The organism is Bradyrhizobium sp. HKCCYLRH2060 (assembly GCF_051168135.1).
GTDB lineage: Bacteria > Pseudomonadota > Alphaproteobacteria > Rhizobiales > Xanthobacteraceae > Bradyrhizobium.
Window position 1 is genome coordinate 250,710 of record NZ_JBNPUK010000002.1, and the last position, 13,983, is coordinate 264,692.

11 protein-coding genes and 1 pseudogene are annotated in these 13,983 nt (G+C 65.8%); 10 read left to right on the forward strand and 2 right to left on the reverse strand.

Features of this window, described 5'->3' with window-relative positions:
• Positions 1-256 precede the first annotated feature (256 nt).
• Both ACQR10_RS04955 and ACQR10_RS04960 read left to right on the forward strand, forming a co-directional pair.
• Positions 257-1,717, forward strand: coding sequence for a GH1 family beta-glucosidase (locus ACQR10_RS04955; RefSeq protein WP_434911871.1), 1,461 nt, complete (start codon positions 257-259; stop codon positions 1,715-1,717).
• A 242-nt stretch (positions 1,718-1,959) separates the two neighbouring features.
• On the forward strand, positions 1,960-2,886 hold the full coding sequence (locus ACQR10_RS04960) for a hypothetical protein (RefSeq protein WP_434911872.1): 927 nt from the start codon (positions 1,960-1,962) through the stop codon (positions 2,884-2,886).
• Between the two features lie 69 nt (positions 2,887-2,955).
• On the opposite strand, the gene ACQR10_RS04965 is transcribed toward ACQR10_RS04960, so the two are convergent.
• Positions 2,956-3,777, reverse strand: a complete 822-nt coding sequence (locus ACQR10_RS04965) for a hypothetical protein (protein WP_434911873.1) — start codon at positions 3,775-3,777, stop codon at positions 2,956-2,958.
• 321 nt (positions 3,778-4,098) lie between these two features.
• On the opposite strand from ACQR10_RS04965, the gene ACQR10_RS04970 reads away from it, so the two are divergent.
• The 7 genes and pseudogenes from ACQR10_RS04970 (at position 4,099) to ACQR10_RS05000 (ending at position 11,573) form a co-directional block, all read left to right on the forward strand.
• Positions 4,099-4,953, forward strand: a complete 855-nt coding sequence (locus ACQR10_RS04970) for a DUF2167 domain-containing protein (protein ID WP_434911874.1) — start codon at positions 4,099-4,101, stop codon at positions 4,951-4,953.
• Positions 4,950-5,675 (forward strand): site-2 protease family protein, encoded by a 726-nt coding sequence (locus ACQR10_RS04975; RefSeq protein WP_315799962.1) that lies wholly within the window; start codon positions 4,950-4,952, stop codon positions 5,673-5,675. The genes ACQR10_RS04970 and ACQR10_RS04975 overlap by 4 nt, the downstream gene beginning before the upstream one ends.
• Before the next feature lie 298 nt (positions 5,676-5,973).
• A complete protein-coding gene (locus tag ACQR10_RS04980; protein WP_315799963.1) occupies positions 5,974-7,206 on the forward strand; it encodes an ABC transporter substrate-binding protein in 1,233 nt (410 codons plus the stop codon).
• A gap of 76 nt (positions 7,207-7,282) precedes the next feature.
• On the forward strand, positions 7,283-8,158 hold the full coding sequence (locus ACQR10_RS04985) for a branched-chain amino acid ABC transporter permease (RefSeq protein WP_315799964.1): 876 nt from the start codon (positions 7,283-7,285) through the stop codon (positions 8,156-8,158).
• Between the two features lie 2 nt (positions 8,159-8,160).
• The gene (locus ACQR10_RS04990; protein WP_315799965.1) at positions 8,161-9,090 is read left to right on the forward strand and encodes a branched-chain amino acid ABC transporter permease; all 930 of its coding nucleotides are present in this window, start codon (positions 8,161-8,163) and stop codon (positions 9,088-9,090) included.
• A gap of 8 nt (positions 9,091-9,098) precedes the next feature.
• Positions 9,099-10,568: an ATP-binding cassette domain-containing protein gene (locus ACQR10_RS04995; protein ID WP_409997866.1), complete on the forward strand. Its 1,470-nt coding sequence runs from the start codon at positions 9,099-9,101 to the stop codon at positions 10,566-10,568.
• A gap of 34 nt (positions 10,569-10,602) precedes the next feature.
• Positions 10,603-11,573, forward strand: a pseudogene (locus ACQR10_RS05000) (hypothetical protein).
• A gap of 51 nt (positions 11,574-11,624) precedes the next feature.
• Here ACQR10_RS05000 and ACQR10_RS05005 read toward each other — a convergent pair.
• Entirely contained in the window at positions 11,625-12,455 is an 831-nt protein-coding gene (locus tag ACQR10_RS05005; RefSeq protein ID WP_434911875.1) for a hypothetical protein, read from the reverse strand.
• A gap of 480 nt (positions 12,456-12,935) precedes the next feature.
• Between ACQR10_RS05005 and ACQR10_RS05010 the strand changes: the two genes are divergently transcribed.
• Positions 12,936-13,964, forward strand: a complete 1,029-nt coding sequence (locus ACQR10_RS05010) for a TRAP transporter substrate-binding protein (RefSeq protein WP_434911876.1) — start codon at positions 12,936-12,938, stop codon at positions 13,962-13,964.
• Positions 13,965-13,983 lie beyond the last annotated feature (19 nt).

Here is a 13,983-nt window from a genome sequence, read left to right on the forward strand (position 1 = left end):
AATCGGGCACCGCTGTCGAGCCGAGGTGGCTCCCTCGGTGCGTGCCGCCGTGTTCAACGGCCGCCGCAGCCGTGCGGCGGTCAAAATGCCGAGCGTTGCGTCCTCGGCCGTTGACGCGACGGCGCGGGACGCAGATGTGATCGGGGTCGCTCCATTGCCGCCATCCCGGGCTGTTCAAATCGGGGCCCAGATATGGTTCGTAGGGCCTTCGTTGTCCCGATCGGGCGCGAAAGCGACAGAGGTTTGAGGTTCATCAATGCCGAACGACGTCTCCCGCCGTGATCTTGCAAAGCTGGCCGGGCTGGCTGCCCTTGGGGCGGCCAATGGCCCGGCGCAGGCGGAGGAGAGCGCGGTGAAGGAGGATGCCGGGCGGCGGTTTCCCGCCGATTTCGTGTGGGGGACGGCGACGTCGTCGTATCAGATCGAGGGCGGGGCCACGGCCGATGGCCGCGGACCGTCGATCTGGGATGTGTTCACGCATCTGCAGGGCAACATCGAGGACGGCAGCACCGGCGACGTCGCCTGTGATCACTACAACCGCTACAAGGGCGACGTGCGGCTGATCAAGGAGCTCGGCTGCCGGGCCTATCGGTTCTCGATCGCCTGGCCCCGGCTGTTTCCCGACGGCGGGCTGACGCCCAATCTGAAGGGCCTCGACTTCTACAACCGCCTCGTCGACGAGCTCCTGGCCAACGGCATCACGCCGTACGCAACGCTGTATCATTGGGATCTGCCGCAGGCGCTGCAGGACCGGGTCGGCGGCTGGCTGTCGGCCGACACGGCCAGGGCCTTTGCGCATTATGCGGGCTACGTCGCGCAGCATCTCGGCGACCGTGTGAAGACCATCTTCACGATCAACGAATGCGGCCGCTTCATCCCGTTCGGCTATGGCCTCGGCGTCGACGCGCCCGGGCTGAAGCTGCCGCAGCAGCAGGTCAACCAGGCGCGCCATCACGTGGCTCTGGCGCACGGTCTCGCCGTCCAGGCCATCCGCGCCGGCGGGCAAACCGGCATGCGCGTCGGCATGGCCGAGAACATCACGGCCTGCCTGCCGGCGATCGACACGCCGGAGAACATCCATGCCGCCGAGATCGCGACGCGCGAATTGAATGCCGGCTTCCTCAATGTCATCCTCGAGGGGCGCTACACGGACGGTTTCCTGGCGTGGTCCGGAAAGGATGCGCCGAAATTCACCGCCGACGAACTGAAGATCATTTCAGCGCCGGTCGATTTCGTCGGCCTCAACATCTACGCGCCGCAAGCCTATGTCGTCGCGTCGGACCGCGCGGCCGGCTTCGACGTGCTGCCGATGCCGTCCTCGTTCCCGCATATGAGCTCCCCCTGGCTGCAGGTCGGTCCGGAGACGGCCTATTGGGTGCCGAAGCTCGCCGCCAAGATCTGGAATCTCCAGACCATCTACATCACCGAGAACGGCACCTCATCGGACGACAAGCTGACCGCCGACGGCAAGGTCCACGACCTCGACCGCGTGATGTATCTGCGCAATTATCTCGCCCAGCTCCAGCGCGCAACGTCCGAGGGCGTGCCCGTGAAGGGCTACTTCCTGTGGAGCCTGCTGGACAATTTCGAGTGGGTGTTCGGCTACAAGCAGCGTTTCGGCATCTATTACGTCGACTTCGACACCCAGGTGCGCACGCCCAAGCTCAGCGCGTCGTACTACCATCACGTGATCAGCCGCAACGCCGTGAGCGCGTGAAGCGCCCGCGACGCCACCCGGGTCCAGCCGGAGGCAGTCCGCGCCATTCAGGCGGCCAATATGCCGTCGGCACCCGACGCATTGAGTGTCGTCGCTCCGGCCTTCGCGCCTCGATTGCAAATCCATGATGTGGAAAGCACACCTTGTGCGACTCTTTTGCGCGCATGCAGTTTTCGTGGCGAAAGCCGGCTGCAGATGACGTAAACCGGCAATCTGCCGGCCTCTCAAGCGAGTTTTCCAGCATGCAAGTTTCCGTTGTTTGTCCGCCAGCCGTCCGCGCGGGCGTTCTGTTCTGCGTCCTCGGAGTGATCGCGGGCTCCAGCGCCTGGGCCCAGGGAGCCGCGAACGATGCGGCCAAGCCCGCCACGGAGCAGTCTGCCGCGCCGACGGCCGACAAGCCCGTCGAGTCCGAGCCGAAGCCCGCGGTTGCTGAAACCAGGCCCGCCGAGCAGCCCTCGGATGCCGCCGGCAAGGCCGCGGCCGAGCCTGAGAAGACGGCCGAGAAGCCCGCCGAGCCAGCGGCCGCGGACACCAAGCCCGTTCAGGCCACCGACAGCGCGGGCCAGCAGCCGCCGGCGGACAAAGTAACGAGCGAAAAAACCGCGACGGATGTTGCGGCCGAGAGCAAGCCGTCCGAAGCCAAGGTCGAACCGAACTCCGGCACCGACGTCGGCCAGAAGCCGACGGTGACCGAGTCGAAACCGGCAGAGCCCGCACCGGCCGTTCAGCCCGCCGTCGTCGCCAAGGACGCGCCCGCACCGGAGAAGGTTGAAGGGAAGACCAAGGAGAAAGCAGCGGAGAGCAAGCCGGCGGAGCAGCCTGCCACCGCTGCCGAGGCGAAGCCTGCGGCAGCGCCGGCCGAGCCCAAGATATCCGAGCCGCCGCCCGCTGCGCCTTCAGCGGCGGCACCGGAGAAGGCGGCTGCGAAGCAAGACACGGCAGCGCCGTCAGCCAAACCCGAACGGCATCGCAATGCGAATGCGCATGCTCATCACGCCGAGGACGACGCCAAGCCGGCCAAGCGCAAGCTCCGCGCCCGCAGCAAGCCCGAGAGCGAAGCGAAGCGGGAAGCGAAGAGGGGTGGTGTCAGTTGCAAGAGCTTCCGCACCTACGATGCGGAGAAGGGCACCTATCGCGGCTACGACGGGCGCGTTCACACCTGCTCGTAAGGACCGGTCGGCAAATGGGCGCATCGGCAGCGCAAAGGCCGCTACCGATGGCCGCTGCCGATCACACCATCAACGCGGCATCGGCGGCTGAATGCCCGAGGTGTTGCGGGTAAAGAGTGTCCCGAACGTCGAACCCTGCGGCTGCGCCGGCTGCGGCCGGGCCATTCCCGTCGTGGTCCGCTGCTGCGGCGTGACGATGATCTGCTGGGGCGGGCCTGGGGGGACCGTGCCGCGTGCCTGCACCGCCTGGTTGGACATTCGTGACACCAGTCGCATCAGCTGATCCTGGCCGGCCTGTAGCTGCTCGATGGCGCGGGTGTGATCGCGGCTGGCCTGATCCTGTGTGGACTTGATCTGTTCGATGCCCTGCTGCAGATCGGCGATGTCGCGCGCCATCCTCTGCATCAACGTCGCGGGCTCGCGGGAGCCGGTGGTGTCTTCCGCTCCCCTCAGCGAGGCATTCGACATCATGGCATCCTCGCTGCCCTGCTGAGCCGTCGCCTCGTCCTGCGTCGCTTCGCTGGCGCCCGGCATCCAGCGGTCCATCAGTGACGTGCCGACGTCGCGCTGCGACCAGGCGACCGAGCCGCCGACCAGCACGACCAGCAGCGCGAGACCCACGGCGTTGCGCCCGCGCAGCCTGCCGAGGGGGGCCTTCACCCGCGCCCAGCGGCTGGCCCCGGCGTCCGCCGCCCCGCTCGTGCTCGCTGCCGCCGCGGCATCCGCCGCCATGCCGGGCTTCTCGATCGCCGCGAGCCGCGTATCGATCCGGGTCAGCACCTCGCGCAGGACCCGCCGGTACAGTTGATCGTAGCTTGCCTTCTCGGGCTTCTCAGGGGCGAGACCGATGTCGCTCTGATCAATCTGTTGCACGTTCTGTGTGGACTGCATTGCTGATCCCCAAACCCTTGGCCCGCCGCCGACGCCGATGTTCTCTTTGAATTTTCAAACGTGACTCGACCCGCCGCTTTGGCCGAAAGCAAGACAGCGTCGTGACGAGGAGGGGGCCTTTTCGGACCATCTCTCCCTCGCTGCAGCGCCAGTCGATCGCTTCGAGAGGCCTCAATCGGCCTTTGGTTGCGCGCTGCCGAGCCTTCGAGGTACTATCCGACCGATGTTTTTGGGGAATTGGGGCCGGTGCAAAGCTTGATTGTCATTGCGCGCGCAGTGTTGTGCGCAGCGTTCGTCGTTCTGTCTGCTCACGCGCAGGCCGTGCCCTTGGATGAGGCCACGCGCAAGGCTGAACTGATGGCCGCCTGGCAGGCAGCGAGCCAAGCGGGCACCGACGGACCAAGCGACATCGTGCTGATCGACCAGGGCACGCTGAAGCTTCCGGCCGACTACTTCTACGTCCCGAAGAACGAAGGCCTGCGGGTCCTTCGCGCGCTCGGCAACGTCGTCAACGACGCGACCTTCGTCGGGCTGGTCGTCGGCAGGCGCCAGAACGACGACTGGATGGTGGTCATCAAGCACATCAAGGAAGGCTACATCAAAGACGACGACGCCAAGAGCTGGAACGCGGACGATCTCCTGAGCAACCTCCGCGCCGGCGCCGAAGAGGCGAACAAGGACCGTGCGGCGCGCGGATTTCCGGAAATGGCCGTGGTCGGCTGGGTCGAGCCGCCGGCCTACGATGCCACGACGCATCGTCTCGTCTGGTCGCTGCTCGCCAAGGAGAAGGGTCAGCCCGACGACGCGCCGAAGAACGTCAACTACAACACCTACGCGCTCGGGCGTGACGGCTATTTCAGCCTGAACCTGCTGTCCGGCTCGGAGCGGATCGCGGGCGACAAGGCTGTCGCGCACGAGCTGCTGTCCGATCTCTCCTACAATGCCGGCAAGCGCTATGAGGATTTGAGCGCCGGCACGGATCGGATTGCCGAATATGGCTTGCTGGCGCTGGTCGGCGGCGTTGCCGCGAAGAAGCTCGGGCTGCTGGCGCTGGCCGGTGCGTTCGTCCTGAAGTTCGCCAAGATCATCATCTTCGCCGTCGTCGGCGCCGGGGCCGCGGTCATGAACTTCCTGCGCCGCAAGCCGCGCGGCGACAACGCGGGCGGGCCCGCGTGAAGGCACTCCTGCTGATCCTGTTCTCCGGCCTGAAATGGGGGAAGCTCGCCATGAGCGGCGGCACGATGCTGCTGTCGCTGGTCGTGTATGCGGGCATCTGGGGCTGGCGCTACGCGGCGGGTTTCATCGCGCTGCTGTTTGCTCATGAGATGGGGCACTACGTCGCCGCGCGCCAGCGCGGTCTCGACGTCGGCGCTCCCGCCTTCATCCCGTTCGTCGGCGCCTGGATCGCGCTCAAGGAGCAGCCGGTCGACGTCGAGACGGAGGCCTATGTGGCACTCGCCGGTCCGCTGGTCGGGACCGCCGCGGCGCTCGCGGTCTATTTGTTGGCAAGATCGGAAGACAGCAATCTGCTGCTCGCGATCGCCTATTCCGGCCTGTTCCTGAACCTGTTCAACCTGCTGCCGATCTCGCCGCTGGACGGCGGCCGCATCACCAGCGTGCTGAGCCCGCGCATCTGGCTGCTCGGCGTTCCCTTGCTGCTGGCTTTGATGCTCTATCGGCCGAGCCCGATGCTGTTCATCATCGCCATCCTCGCAGCCCCGCAACTGATGAAGGCCTGGCGCTACGACCCCGGCGCGCCCGAGAACGTTGCTTACTATGGCACGACGCTGCAGACGAAGCTCGAATATGCCGGGACGTATCTCGCGCTCGCGGCGCTGCTCGCCGTCATGACCTACGACGTGCACGAGATGCTTGGACACTTGCGCCAGTTTGGCTGAGTTGAGGTCGCCGCTTCAGACGAGAAGCTTCATGTAGATCGAGGGCACCGGCACCGCCTGGTCGTAAGGACGTGGGCCTTCTGCGACTCGGAATATCCGTTGCTGCAATGCAGCGGATGTGTCTGGGCGGCGCGCAGGAACGAGGCAGTCTTGCAAGATGTTCCATGAGCCATGAGCGCGGCGCGCTATCACAATGCGCTGAGCGCAGAGCACGTTGCCGGATGTTCCCTTGCCCACTGGCATATCGGAGACCAAAGTTGGGCCTGCCCGTCAGAGGCATAAGGATTCGGGAGGTTTCATGATTTCGCTCAAGTCCATCTTGCTTGCGAGCTGCGCGACTGCGCTCGTCTCCTCGGCCGCCATGGCCGCCGATCCCATCAAGATCGGCGTCATCGCCGAAGCCCAGGCCGTCGCAGGCTCGTCGATCGCTCCCGCGGCTCAATTGGCCGCCGAGGAGATCAATGCTAAGGGCGGCGTCGACGGGCGCAAGATCGAGATCGTCGTCTACGACAATCACTCCTCCTCGGCGGAATCGGTGCGTGCCTTCCAGCGCGCCGTCAGCGAGGACAAGGTCAACGCCGTCATTGCGAGCTACATCTCCGAGGTCGTGCTGGCGCTGGAGCCGTGGGCAGGGCGCCTCAAGACGCTGATGATCACGCCAGGCGCCGCATCCGACGTCATCACCCAGAACATCGCCAAGAACTACGACCAGCTCAAATACACCTTCCATGGCTATCTGACCTCGACCTCGCTGGCCGGCCTCGTCTGCGACGCGGCCAAGGATCTGCTGGTCGAACCCTACAAGATGAAGACCGCGGTGATCATGAGCGAGGATGCAGCGTGGACGACGCCGCTCGACGCCGGCTACGAGAAGTGCCTGCCGGAGATCGGGCTGAAGGTCGTCGACCATATCCGCATGTCGCCTGATACCACCGACTTCACACCGATCTTCAACAAGATCGAAGGCCTGAAGCCGGACGTCATGATCACCGGCATCTCGCATGTCGGCACCCAGCCGACCGTGCAGTGGAAGAGCCAGCAGGTGCCGATCCCGATGTTCGGCATCTCCTCGCAGGCGACCAACTCGACCTTCTGGAAGGACACCAACGGCGCGGTCGAGGGCGTCATGTACAATGCCGTGTCGGGGCCGGGCGTCGCGGTGACGCCGAAGACGCTGCCGTTCGTGGATGCCTATCAGAAGAAGTTCGGAAACTTCCCATCCTATGCCGGCTACACCTCCTACGACGAGGTCTACATGATCGCGGATGCGATCCATCGCGCCGGCGGCACCGATCCCGACAAGATGGTCGAGGCGATGGAAGCGACCGACTATGTCGGCACGATCGGCCGCATCGCCTTCAAGCCGAAGGGCGATCCGAACCCCCATGCGCTGCGGACCGGCAAGGGCTACATCACCGGGCTGATGCTGCAATGGCAGAGCGGCAAGCAGGTCAACGTCTGGCCCAAGGAGCTCGCCGCCGGCACCGCCACGTGGCCGTCCTTCATCAAGCTCAAGGCGGCCAGCAACTGACGCATCGCGGGGCCGCTCCTTCAAGGAGCGGCCCATTTTCTTGGTGCCTCAGTCTGACGTTGCAGGTCGATTTTCAATGCTTTTCTGGCAGATCTTGATCGATGGCTTTGCCATCAGCGCGCTGTATGCCCTCGGCGCGACAGGTTTCACGCTGATCTTCGGTGTCTCGGGCGTACTCAACCTTTCCCACGGCGCCATCATGGTCGGCGCTGCGGTCGCCGCCTGGGCCGCCGCCAGCGAGCTGGGCGTCGGGCCCTATACGGGAGCGCTGATCGGCGTCCTCGCCGGCTTCATCCTGGCGTTTGCCACCTACTTCATCGCCGTCAGGCCGATCCAGCGATCGAAGGTCATCGCCGAGTCCGAGAAGGAGATCTTCATCCTGACCGCGACGCTGCTGTGGGGCATCATCATCCAGGAGGCGATCGCGTATCTGTTTACCAACAACGCCAAGACCGTGCTGCCCATCGTCGAGGGCGTGACCACGGTGTTCGGCGTGCGTACGCCGAAGAACGAGTATTTCACCGCCGTGATCTGCTGGGTCGCGATCGGGCTGCTGTGGTTCCTGGTCAACCGCACCAGGCGCGGCAAGGCCGTGATGGCGGCGTCGATGAACCCGCGCGGCGTCACCTTGCTCGGCATCGAGCTGTCGTCGATCTATCTCACCGTCTGGGCGATCTACGGCCTGCTGGCGGGAGTGGCCGGGATCCTGCTCGGCATGTTCCTGGGCGTCAGCTCCTACAGCGTCGGACCGCTGACGGCGAGCGCGTTCTCGATCGTCGTGCTCGGCGGCCTCGGCAGCGTGTCGGGCTCGCTGATCGCGGCCTATGTCGTCGGCTATCTCGAGACCGGAACGGCCTATCTGATCTCGCCGGCCTACCGGACGATCCCGGCGCTGCTGCTGCTCGTCATCGTCATGTATCTGCGCCCGCAAGGGCTGTTCGGACGGAGGTGAGCATGCCTGCATTCGTTATGTCGCGGCTGTTCTGGATCGCGCTCCTGACGGTGATCGTGGCTCTGATCCTGCCGACCTACGTCTCAGGCTACGTCCTCGGGCTGCTGACGGTCGCGTACTACACGGCGGTGTTCGCGATGTCCTGGGACCTGCTGTTCGGCTTCGCCGGCGAGGTCAATTTCGGACCGACCTTCCTGATCGGCGTCGGCGCCTATACGGCCGGCATTCTCGATGCGCACTTCTCGCCGGGCCTGTCGATCTGGCTGTGCATCGCCGCCGGCGCACTGGCGGCGGTCGTCGGCGGCGTCGTGCTGGCGCTGCCGGCGCTGCGCGTCAGCGGGCCTTATTTCGGCCTGACCACGCTGGTGGCCGTGCTGATGTTGCAGAACTTCATCGTCGTTGCCGCAGGGCTGACCGGCGGCGAGATCGGCCTCGCCGTGCCGGACGTGATCTCGATCGATGCCAGGACCAACTACTGGATCGCGCTCGGTTTCATGCTGGTGTCAGGTGCCATCCTGTTCGGCCTGTCGCGCAGCGCCATCGGCCTGATCCTGCAGGCGAGCGGGCAGGACAAGATCCAGGCCGGCGCGCTCGGCTTCAACGTCACCAAGCACAAGCTCGCCGCCTTCGTCGTCAGCGCATTTTTCTCCGGGCTCGCCGGCGCGCTGATGGTGTTCTACATGGGCACCGCCTCGGTCTCGACCTTCGTCGATGTCGGCGTTGGCGTGCAGATCATCATCGCCGCCGTGCTCGGCGGCCGGCGCACCGTCATCGGCGCCGCGATCGGCGCGATCTTCCTGATCGGCATGGGCGAGCTGCTGCGGCCGCTCGGCGAGCTCGCGACCCTCATCGTCTCGGTGATCGCGCTCGTGGTCATCCTGTTCTTCCCCGACGGCTTCCTCGGCATGATCAGGGGAGGGGCCAAGGCATGACGCAAGCCATGAGCGGCGCTCCGATGCTGGAGGTCAACGGCCTCACCAAACGGTTCGGCGGCCTCGTCGCCGTCAAGAATTTGAGCTTCTCGATCCGGCCCGGTGAGATCCTCGGCCTGATCGGGCCGAACGGCTCGGGCAAGTCGACCGCGATGAAGAGCGTCATGGGCGTCGAGCGGCCGACCGCGGGCTCGGTCAGGCTCGACGGCGTCGAGCTCGCGGGCCTGCCGTCGCATCGCATCGCGCGCATGGGCGTCGGGCTGGTGTTCCAGCATTCGCGACCGCTGGCGCGCCAGACCGTGCTGGAGAACATCAAGGTCGCGCTGCTGCCGGACAAGCTGACGCGGCTGTTCGCCGACAAGGACGTCGATGCGCGCGCACGGGCCATTGCGGAGCGCGTCGGCCTCGGCGGCGTCATCGACCGGCGGCCGCCGACACTGGCGTTTGCCGATCTGCGCCGGCTCGAGCTTGCGAAGGCGGTGGCGCGCAGCCCGAAGCTGGTGCTGGTGGACGAGCCTTTCGCCGGCCTCACGGCGTCCGAGGTCGCCGACTTCTCCGAGCTCATCCGCGAATTCCGCGACGACGGCCACGCCGTGCTGCTGGTCGACCACAACGTCAAGAGCGTGTCGGCGCTGGTCGACCGCGTGCTGGCGATGTATCTCGGCGAGAAGATCGCCGAGGGCAGGGCGACCGAGGTGATGCAGGACGAGACGGTCCGGCGCGTCTATCTCGGCGGCGCGCTGGTCTCGACCGCGCGGCCGGAGGCGAGCTTCAAGGACGTCACGCCTGCGCTGCAGGTCGACAAGGTCGGCGTGCTCTACGGCAAGGCGCAGGCGCTCCAGGACGTGTCGCTGCACGTCCATGAGGGCGAGTTCGTCTCGGTCGTCGGCCTCAACGGCGCCGGCAAGACGACGCTGTTCAACGCCATCTCGGGCCTGGTGCCGTATTCGGGCGAGGTGAAGTGGGCAGGGCGCAGCCTTGCCGGCGGCACGGCGGCGCAGATCGCCCGCTCAGGCATCGTGCAATGTCCGGAGACGCGCGAGTTGTTCGGCGACATGAGCGTGCGCGAAAATCTCGAGCTCGGCGGCAATGCGCTGGCCGACACCGAGCGTGCCGAGCGGCTCGAATGGCTGTTCGGGCTGTTTCCGATCCTCAAGTCGCGGCAGCCGCAGCTGGCGCGCACGCTGTCCGGCGGCGAGCAGCAGATGCTGGCGATCGCGCGGGCGCTGATGATGAAGCCGAAACTCTTGATCCTCGACGAGCCGACGCTCGGGCTCGCGCCGGTCATCCTGGAGACGCTCTCGAAGGCGCTCGACCGACTGCGCGAGACCACCAAGATCACGGTGCTGCTCGGCGAGCAGAACGTCACCTTCGCGCTCCCGCACGCCGACCGCGTCTACGTGCTGGATCATGCCAAGATCGTCTGGGAAGGCCCGCCGGACCGCTTCGAGGCCGAGGCCGCTGCGAACTATCTGTGAGGGTTGAGCGGAGAGCGTGGGGAAGGGGAGCCAATTGAAGGGGAATGGCCACGCACCCGTTGCCGACGTTGCGGCCTGTCGCGCCGTCGAGTTGATCTATCACTCCTACCTGACCGGCCTCATCCTGATGTTGTCGTCGCGGGCGGGTCCGCAGCGCGCTGCGGAGATCGTGTTCCGGACGTTTCGGCGGCAGCAACTGGCTCGCTTCCTTCCGGGGTTGAAGAAGCTCGGTCTCGACGGTCTGCCGCATGCGGTCGCGTGTGCGCAGTACCATTACCTGTCCAATCAGGTCGGCGGCGTGAAGGTCGAATACGTCTACGAAAACGACCGCAAGGCGTGGGTGCGCTATCCGCCGCCGCGCTGGATCTGGTCGGGGACGGCGATCTGCGGCATTCCCTCCGAGGTGTCGCGCGCGATGCTGCGCGGATGGCACGCCAACAATGGCGTCGTCCTCGGCAATCCCAGGCTCGGCACGAACGTCTTCAGTTCTCGCCGGGCGAGCGTTGCCCGGCTTTCGATCCGGCCCGCGCTCCCAAGCTCGCGGAGAATGCCTGGCCCGAAGAACGGCTCCTCAAGGTGCTCCGCAACTATGCGATGGAGTATATCACCTCGATCGTGCCGGAGACGGTGGCCGTGCTCGGCCCGGAGGAAGGCGGCCATCTGGCCGGCGCCGCGGCGAGGCTGATCGGAATGCATACGTTCGACGAGGTCGCAGCGCTTCTTGGCGGCGTCGAGCCTGGCGCTGCAGGGTTCGCAAAGGCGTTCGCGCGACTGGCCCGCGGCCAAGGCGACGACGCAGAGCTGTCGCCGGATCGCGACTCGATCCTCGTACGCCAGACGTCCTGGCGTCTGATATCCGAGCGGGACAACCTCCCGCCAGCCGTGTTCGAGGCCTGGAGCGAACTCTGGGTCGGCACGGCGCTCGCGCACGACCGATTCATGAGGATCGACATCGTCGAGCGGCGCGACCGGGGCGACGCGCACTGGGCCTGGCGATTTCGCTGATCGCAAAGTCCGCACATGCCTGCGCGTCCGGGAGAACCGTGCCGGAACTTCTTAGAAGCGAGGCGGGCGGGCCTGAGGCGGCCGGGGTGGGAGGCGCACGGCTGCGCCAACCGTCGTGGCCTCGGTCTTCGCCCCCCGGACCGCGCGCACCAGCTGGTCCTGGCTTGCCTGCAGCTGTTCGATCGCCCTGGCCTGATCGCGGTTGGCTTGCTCCTGGCTGGACTTGAACTCCTGGAACCCGCTCTGCAGTTCGGCGACATCATGCGCGATCTTCTCGATCAGTGGCATAACGTCCCGGTCGGGAGCGGGCGGCATGTCACGCTCCGACGTTGCCTCCGCCATCGCGGAGGATGGATCGCTGGGGCGCGTTGATGATGCTGACAGTGACGTCTCCGGTGTTGGCGAAACGGATGGTGATACGGATGGTGATGGTGAGGCAGGGGCCGTCTCGGCCACACTCGATCCGTTCGCCGCCGTCTCCAGCGTCACGGCTGGATTCGCCGTCTGAGCGTTCTCGCGCCGGATGGATTGAACCGCCGCTTCGATCCGATCGGTGACGGAGGTGATGGTCTCGGTATGGTCCCGCGCCAGGGTGATGGCCGCGCCGATGAGCCCGGCTGACGCCATCAGCGTGATCATGGCCCGCAATACGGGCCGGCGCCGGGCCGAAGGAGGCGTTTCCAGGTGCTCGCCGCCTGCAGCGGGTTCGGCAGCCTCGACAGCATCTGCGGCGGCCTGGGCCTCGATGGCGGCGATCCGCTGATCGATACGTGCGCGCACCTCGGCCAGCACCCGCTGATAGATCTCCTCGCAGACAGCGTCGTCAGGCGGCAGCGCGACATCACCCGGATCAACTTCCTTCGACGTCGACTGAACTGGCATGTCTTCGGATCCCATTCACGATACGCCCGTGCCCAATCCTGAAGGATGCGGTTTTGACCTCTGGGCTTTGACCAAACGAAGACTGCGGGGTGACGAGGCGGGGGCGATTTCGCACAGGCGCCGACGTGCGCTGGGCGGGCCGATGTGCGGCTTCCACCGTCAGGCAACCGCCCATAGCCAATTCGCATAAGGTATATTATGGAATATTTATATGCTGAGGGAGTTCAATGGCTTGGCGCCGAATCCTCGAATTTACGGCAGCCGCGGGCCCTTCAGACCCCCCGGCCAGCCCAAGCTGATGGGCGCTCGCCATCGCCGAGACTCGCGCTGCGCATGGGGCCTGCTGCGAACGCCGATATTGCTGCTGCGGCCCATCGCTGCAATAAGCGCAGGCGACGTCGCTGATGTCGCAGGATTCGTCCGGCGATGCTTGCGGCGGCGCGATGCAACGAGAAGAAGCTTCTCCAGGGAGAAACGAGAATGAGCCTGTCACGACGCGCGCTGTTGAAGGCCTCCGCGGCGTCAGCCGTACTGGGTGGAATTGGCACCGTCGCAGCGCCGCATGTGGCGCGCGCGCAGAGCGCCGAGTTCACCTACAAATACGCCAACAACCTGCCCGACTCCCATCCGCTCAACGTCCGCGCCAAGGAGATGGCGGCGGCGATCAAGGCCGAGACCAACGGCAAGTTCGACCTGCAGATCTTCCCGAACAACCAGCTCGGTTCCGACACGGACATGCTGAGCCAGATCCGCTCCGGCGGCGTCGAGTTCTTCACGCTCTCGGGCCTGATCCTCGCGACCTTGGTGCCAGCCGCGTCGATCAATGGCATCGGCTTCGCGTTCCCGGACTACGACACGGTCTGGAAGGCCATGGACGGCGATCTCGGCGCCTATGTGCGCGGCCAGATCAACAAGGCCGGCCTGGTGGTCATGGACAAGATCTGGGACAACGGCTTCCGCCAGACGACGTCGTCGACCAAGCCGATCAACGGTCCGGATGACCTCAAGGGCTTCAAGATCCGCGTGCCGGTGTCGCCGCTGTGGACCTCGATGTTCAAGGCGTTCGAGGCCGCGCCCGCCTCGATCAATTTCAGCGAGGTCTATTCGGCGCTGCAGACCAAGGTCGTCGAGGGCCAGGAAAACCCGCTGGCGATCATCTCGACCGCCAAGCTCTACGAGGTGCAGAAGTACTGCTCGCTGACCAACCACATGTGGGACGGCTTCTGGTTCCTGGCCAATCGCCGCGCCTGGGAGGCCGTGCCGGCGGACATGCGCACGATCGTCGCCAAGCACATCAACGCGGCCGCCGTGAAGGAGCGTGAGGACGTCGCCAAGCTCAATGCCGGCCTGCAAGCAGAGCTCGCGGCGAAGGGCCTGACGTTCAATCAGCCGACCGTCGCGCCGTTCCGCGACAAGCTGCGCAGCGCCGGCTTCTATGCCGAGTGGAAGGGCAAGTATGGCGACGAGGCCTGGGCGCTCTTGGAAAAGGCCGTCGGCAAGCTGTCGTAAGCGTAGGCGTCGTAGACGC

Excerpts from the sequence above, each read along its gene's own strand:
- ACQR10_RS04955 (WP_434911871.1), top strand. The coding sequence starts at position 257 with ATGCCGAACGACGTCTCCCGCCGTGATCTTGCAAAGCTGGCCGGGCTG.
- ACQR10_RS04960 (WP_434911872.1), top strand. The coding sequence starts at position 1,960 with ATGCAAGTTTCCGTTGTTTGTCCGCCAGCCGTCCGCGCGGGCGTTCTG.
- ACQR10_RS04965 (WP_434911873.1), bottom strand. The coding sequence starts at position 3,777 with ATGCAGTCCACACAGAACGTGCAACAGATTGATCAGAGCGACATCGGT.
- ACQR10_RS04980 (WP_315799963.1), top strand. The coding sequence starts at position 5,974 with ATGATTTCGCTCAAGTCCATCTTGCTTGCGAGCTGCGCGACTGCGCTC.
- ACQR10_RS04985 (WP_315799964.1), top strand. The coding sequence starts at position 7,283 with ATGCTTTTCTGGCAGATCTTGATCGATGGCTTTGCCATCAGCGCGCTG.
- ACQR10_RS04990 (WP_315799965.1), top strand. The coding sequence starts at position 8,161 with ATGCCTGCATTCGTTATGTCGCGGCTGTTCTGGATCGCGCTCCTGACG.
- ACQR10_RS04995 (WP_409997866.1), top strand. The coding sequence starts at position 9,099 with ATGAGCGGCGCTCCGATGCTGGAGGTCAACGGCCTCACCAAACGGTTC.
- ACQR10_RS05005 (WP_434911875.1), bottom strand. The coding sequence starts at position 12,455 with ATGCCAGTTCAGTCGACGTCGAAGGAAGTTGATCCGGGTGATGTCGCG.
- ACQR10_RS05010 (WP_434911876.1), top strand. The coding sequence starts at position 12,936 with ATGAGCCTGTCACGACGCGCGCTGTTGAAGGCCTCCGCGGCGTCAGCC.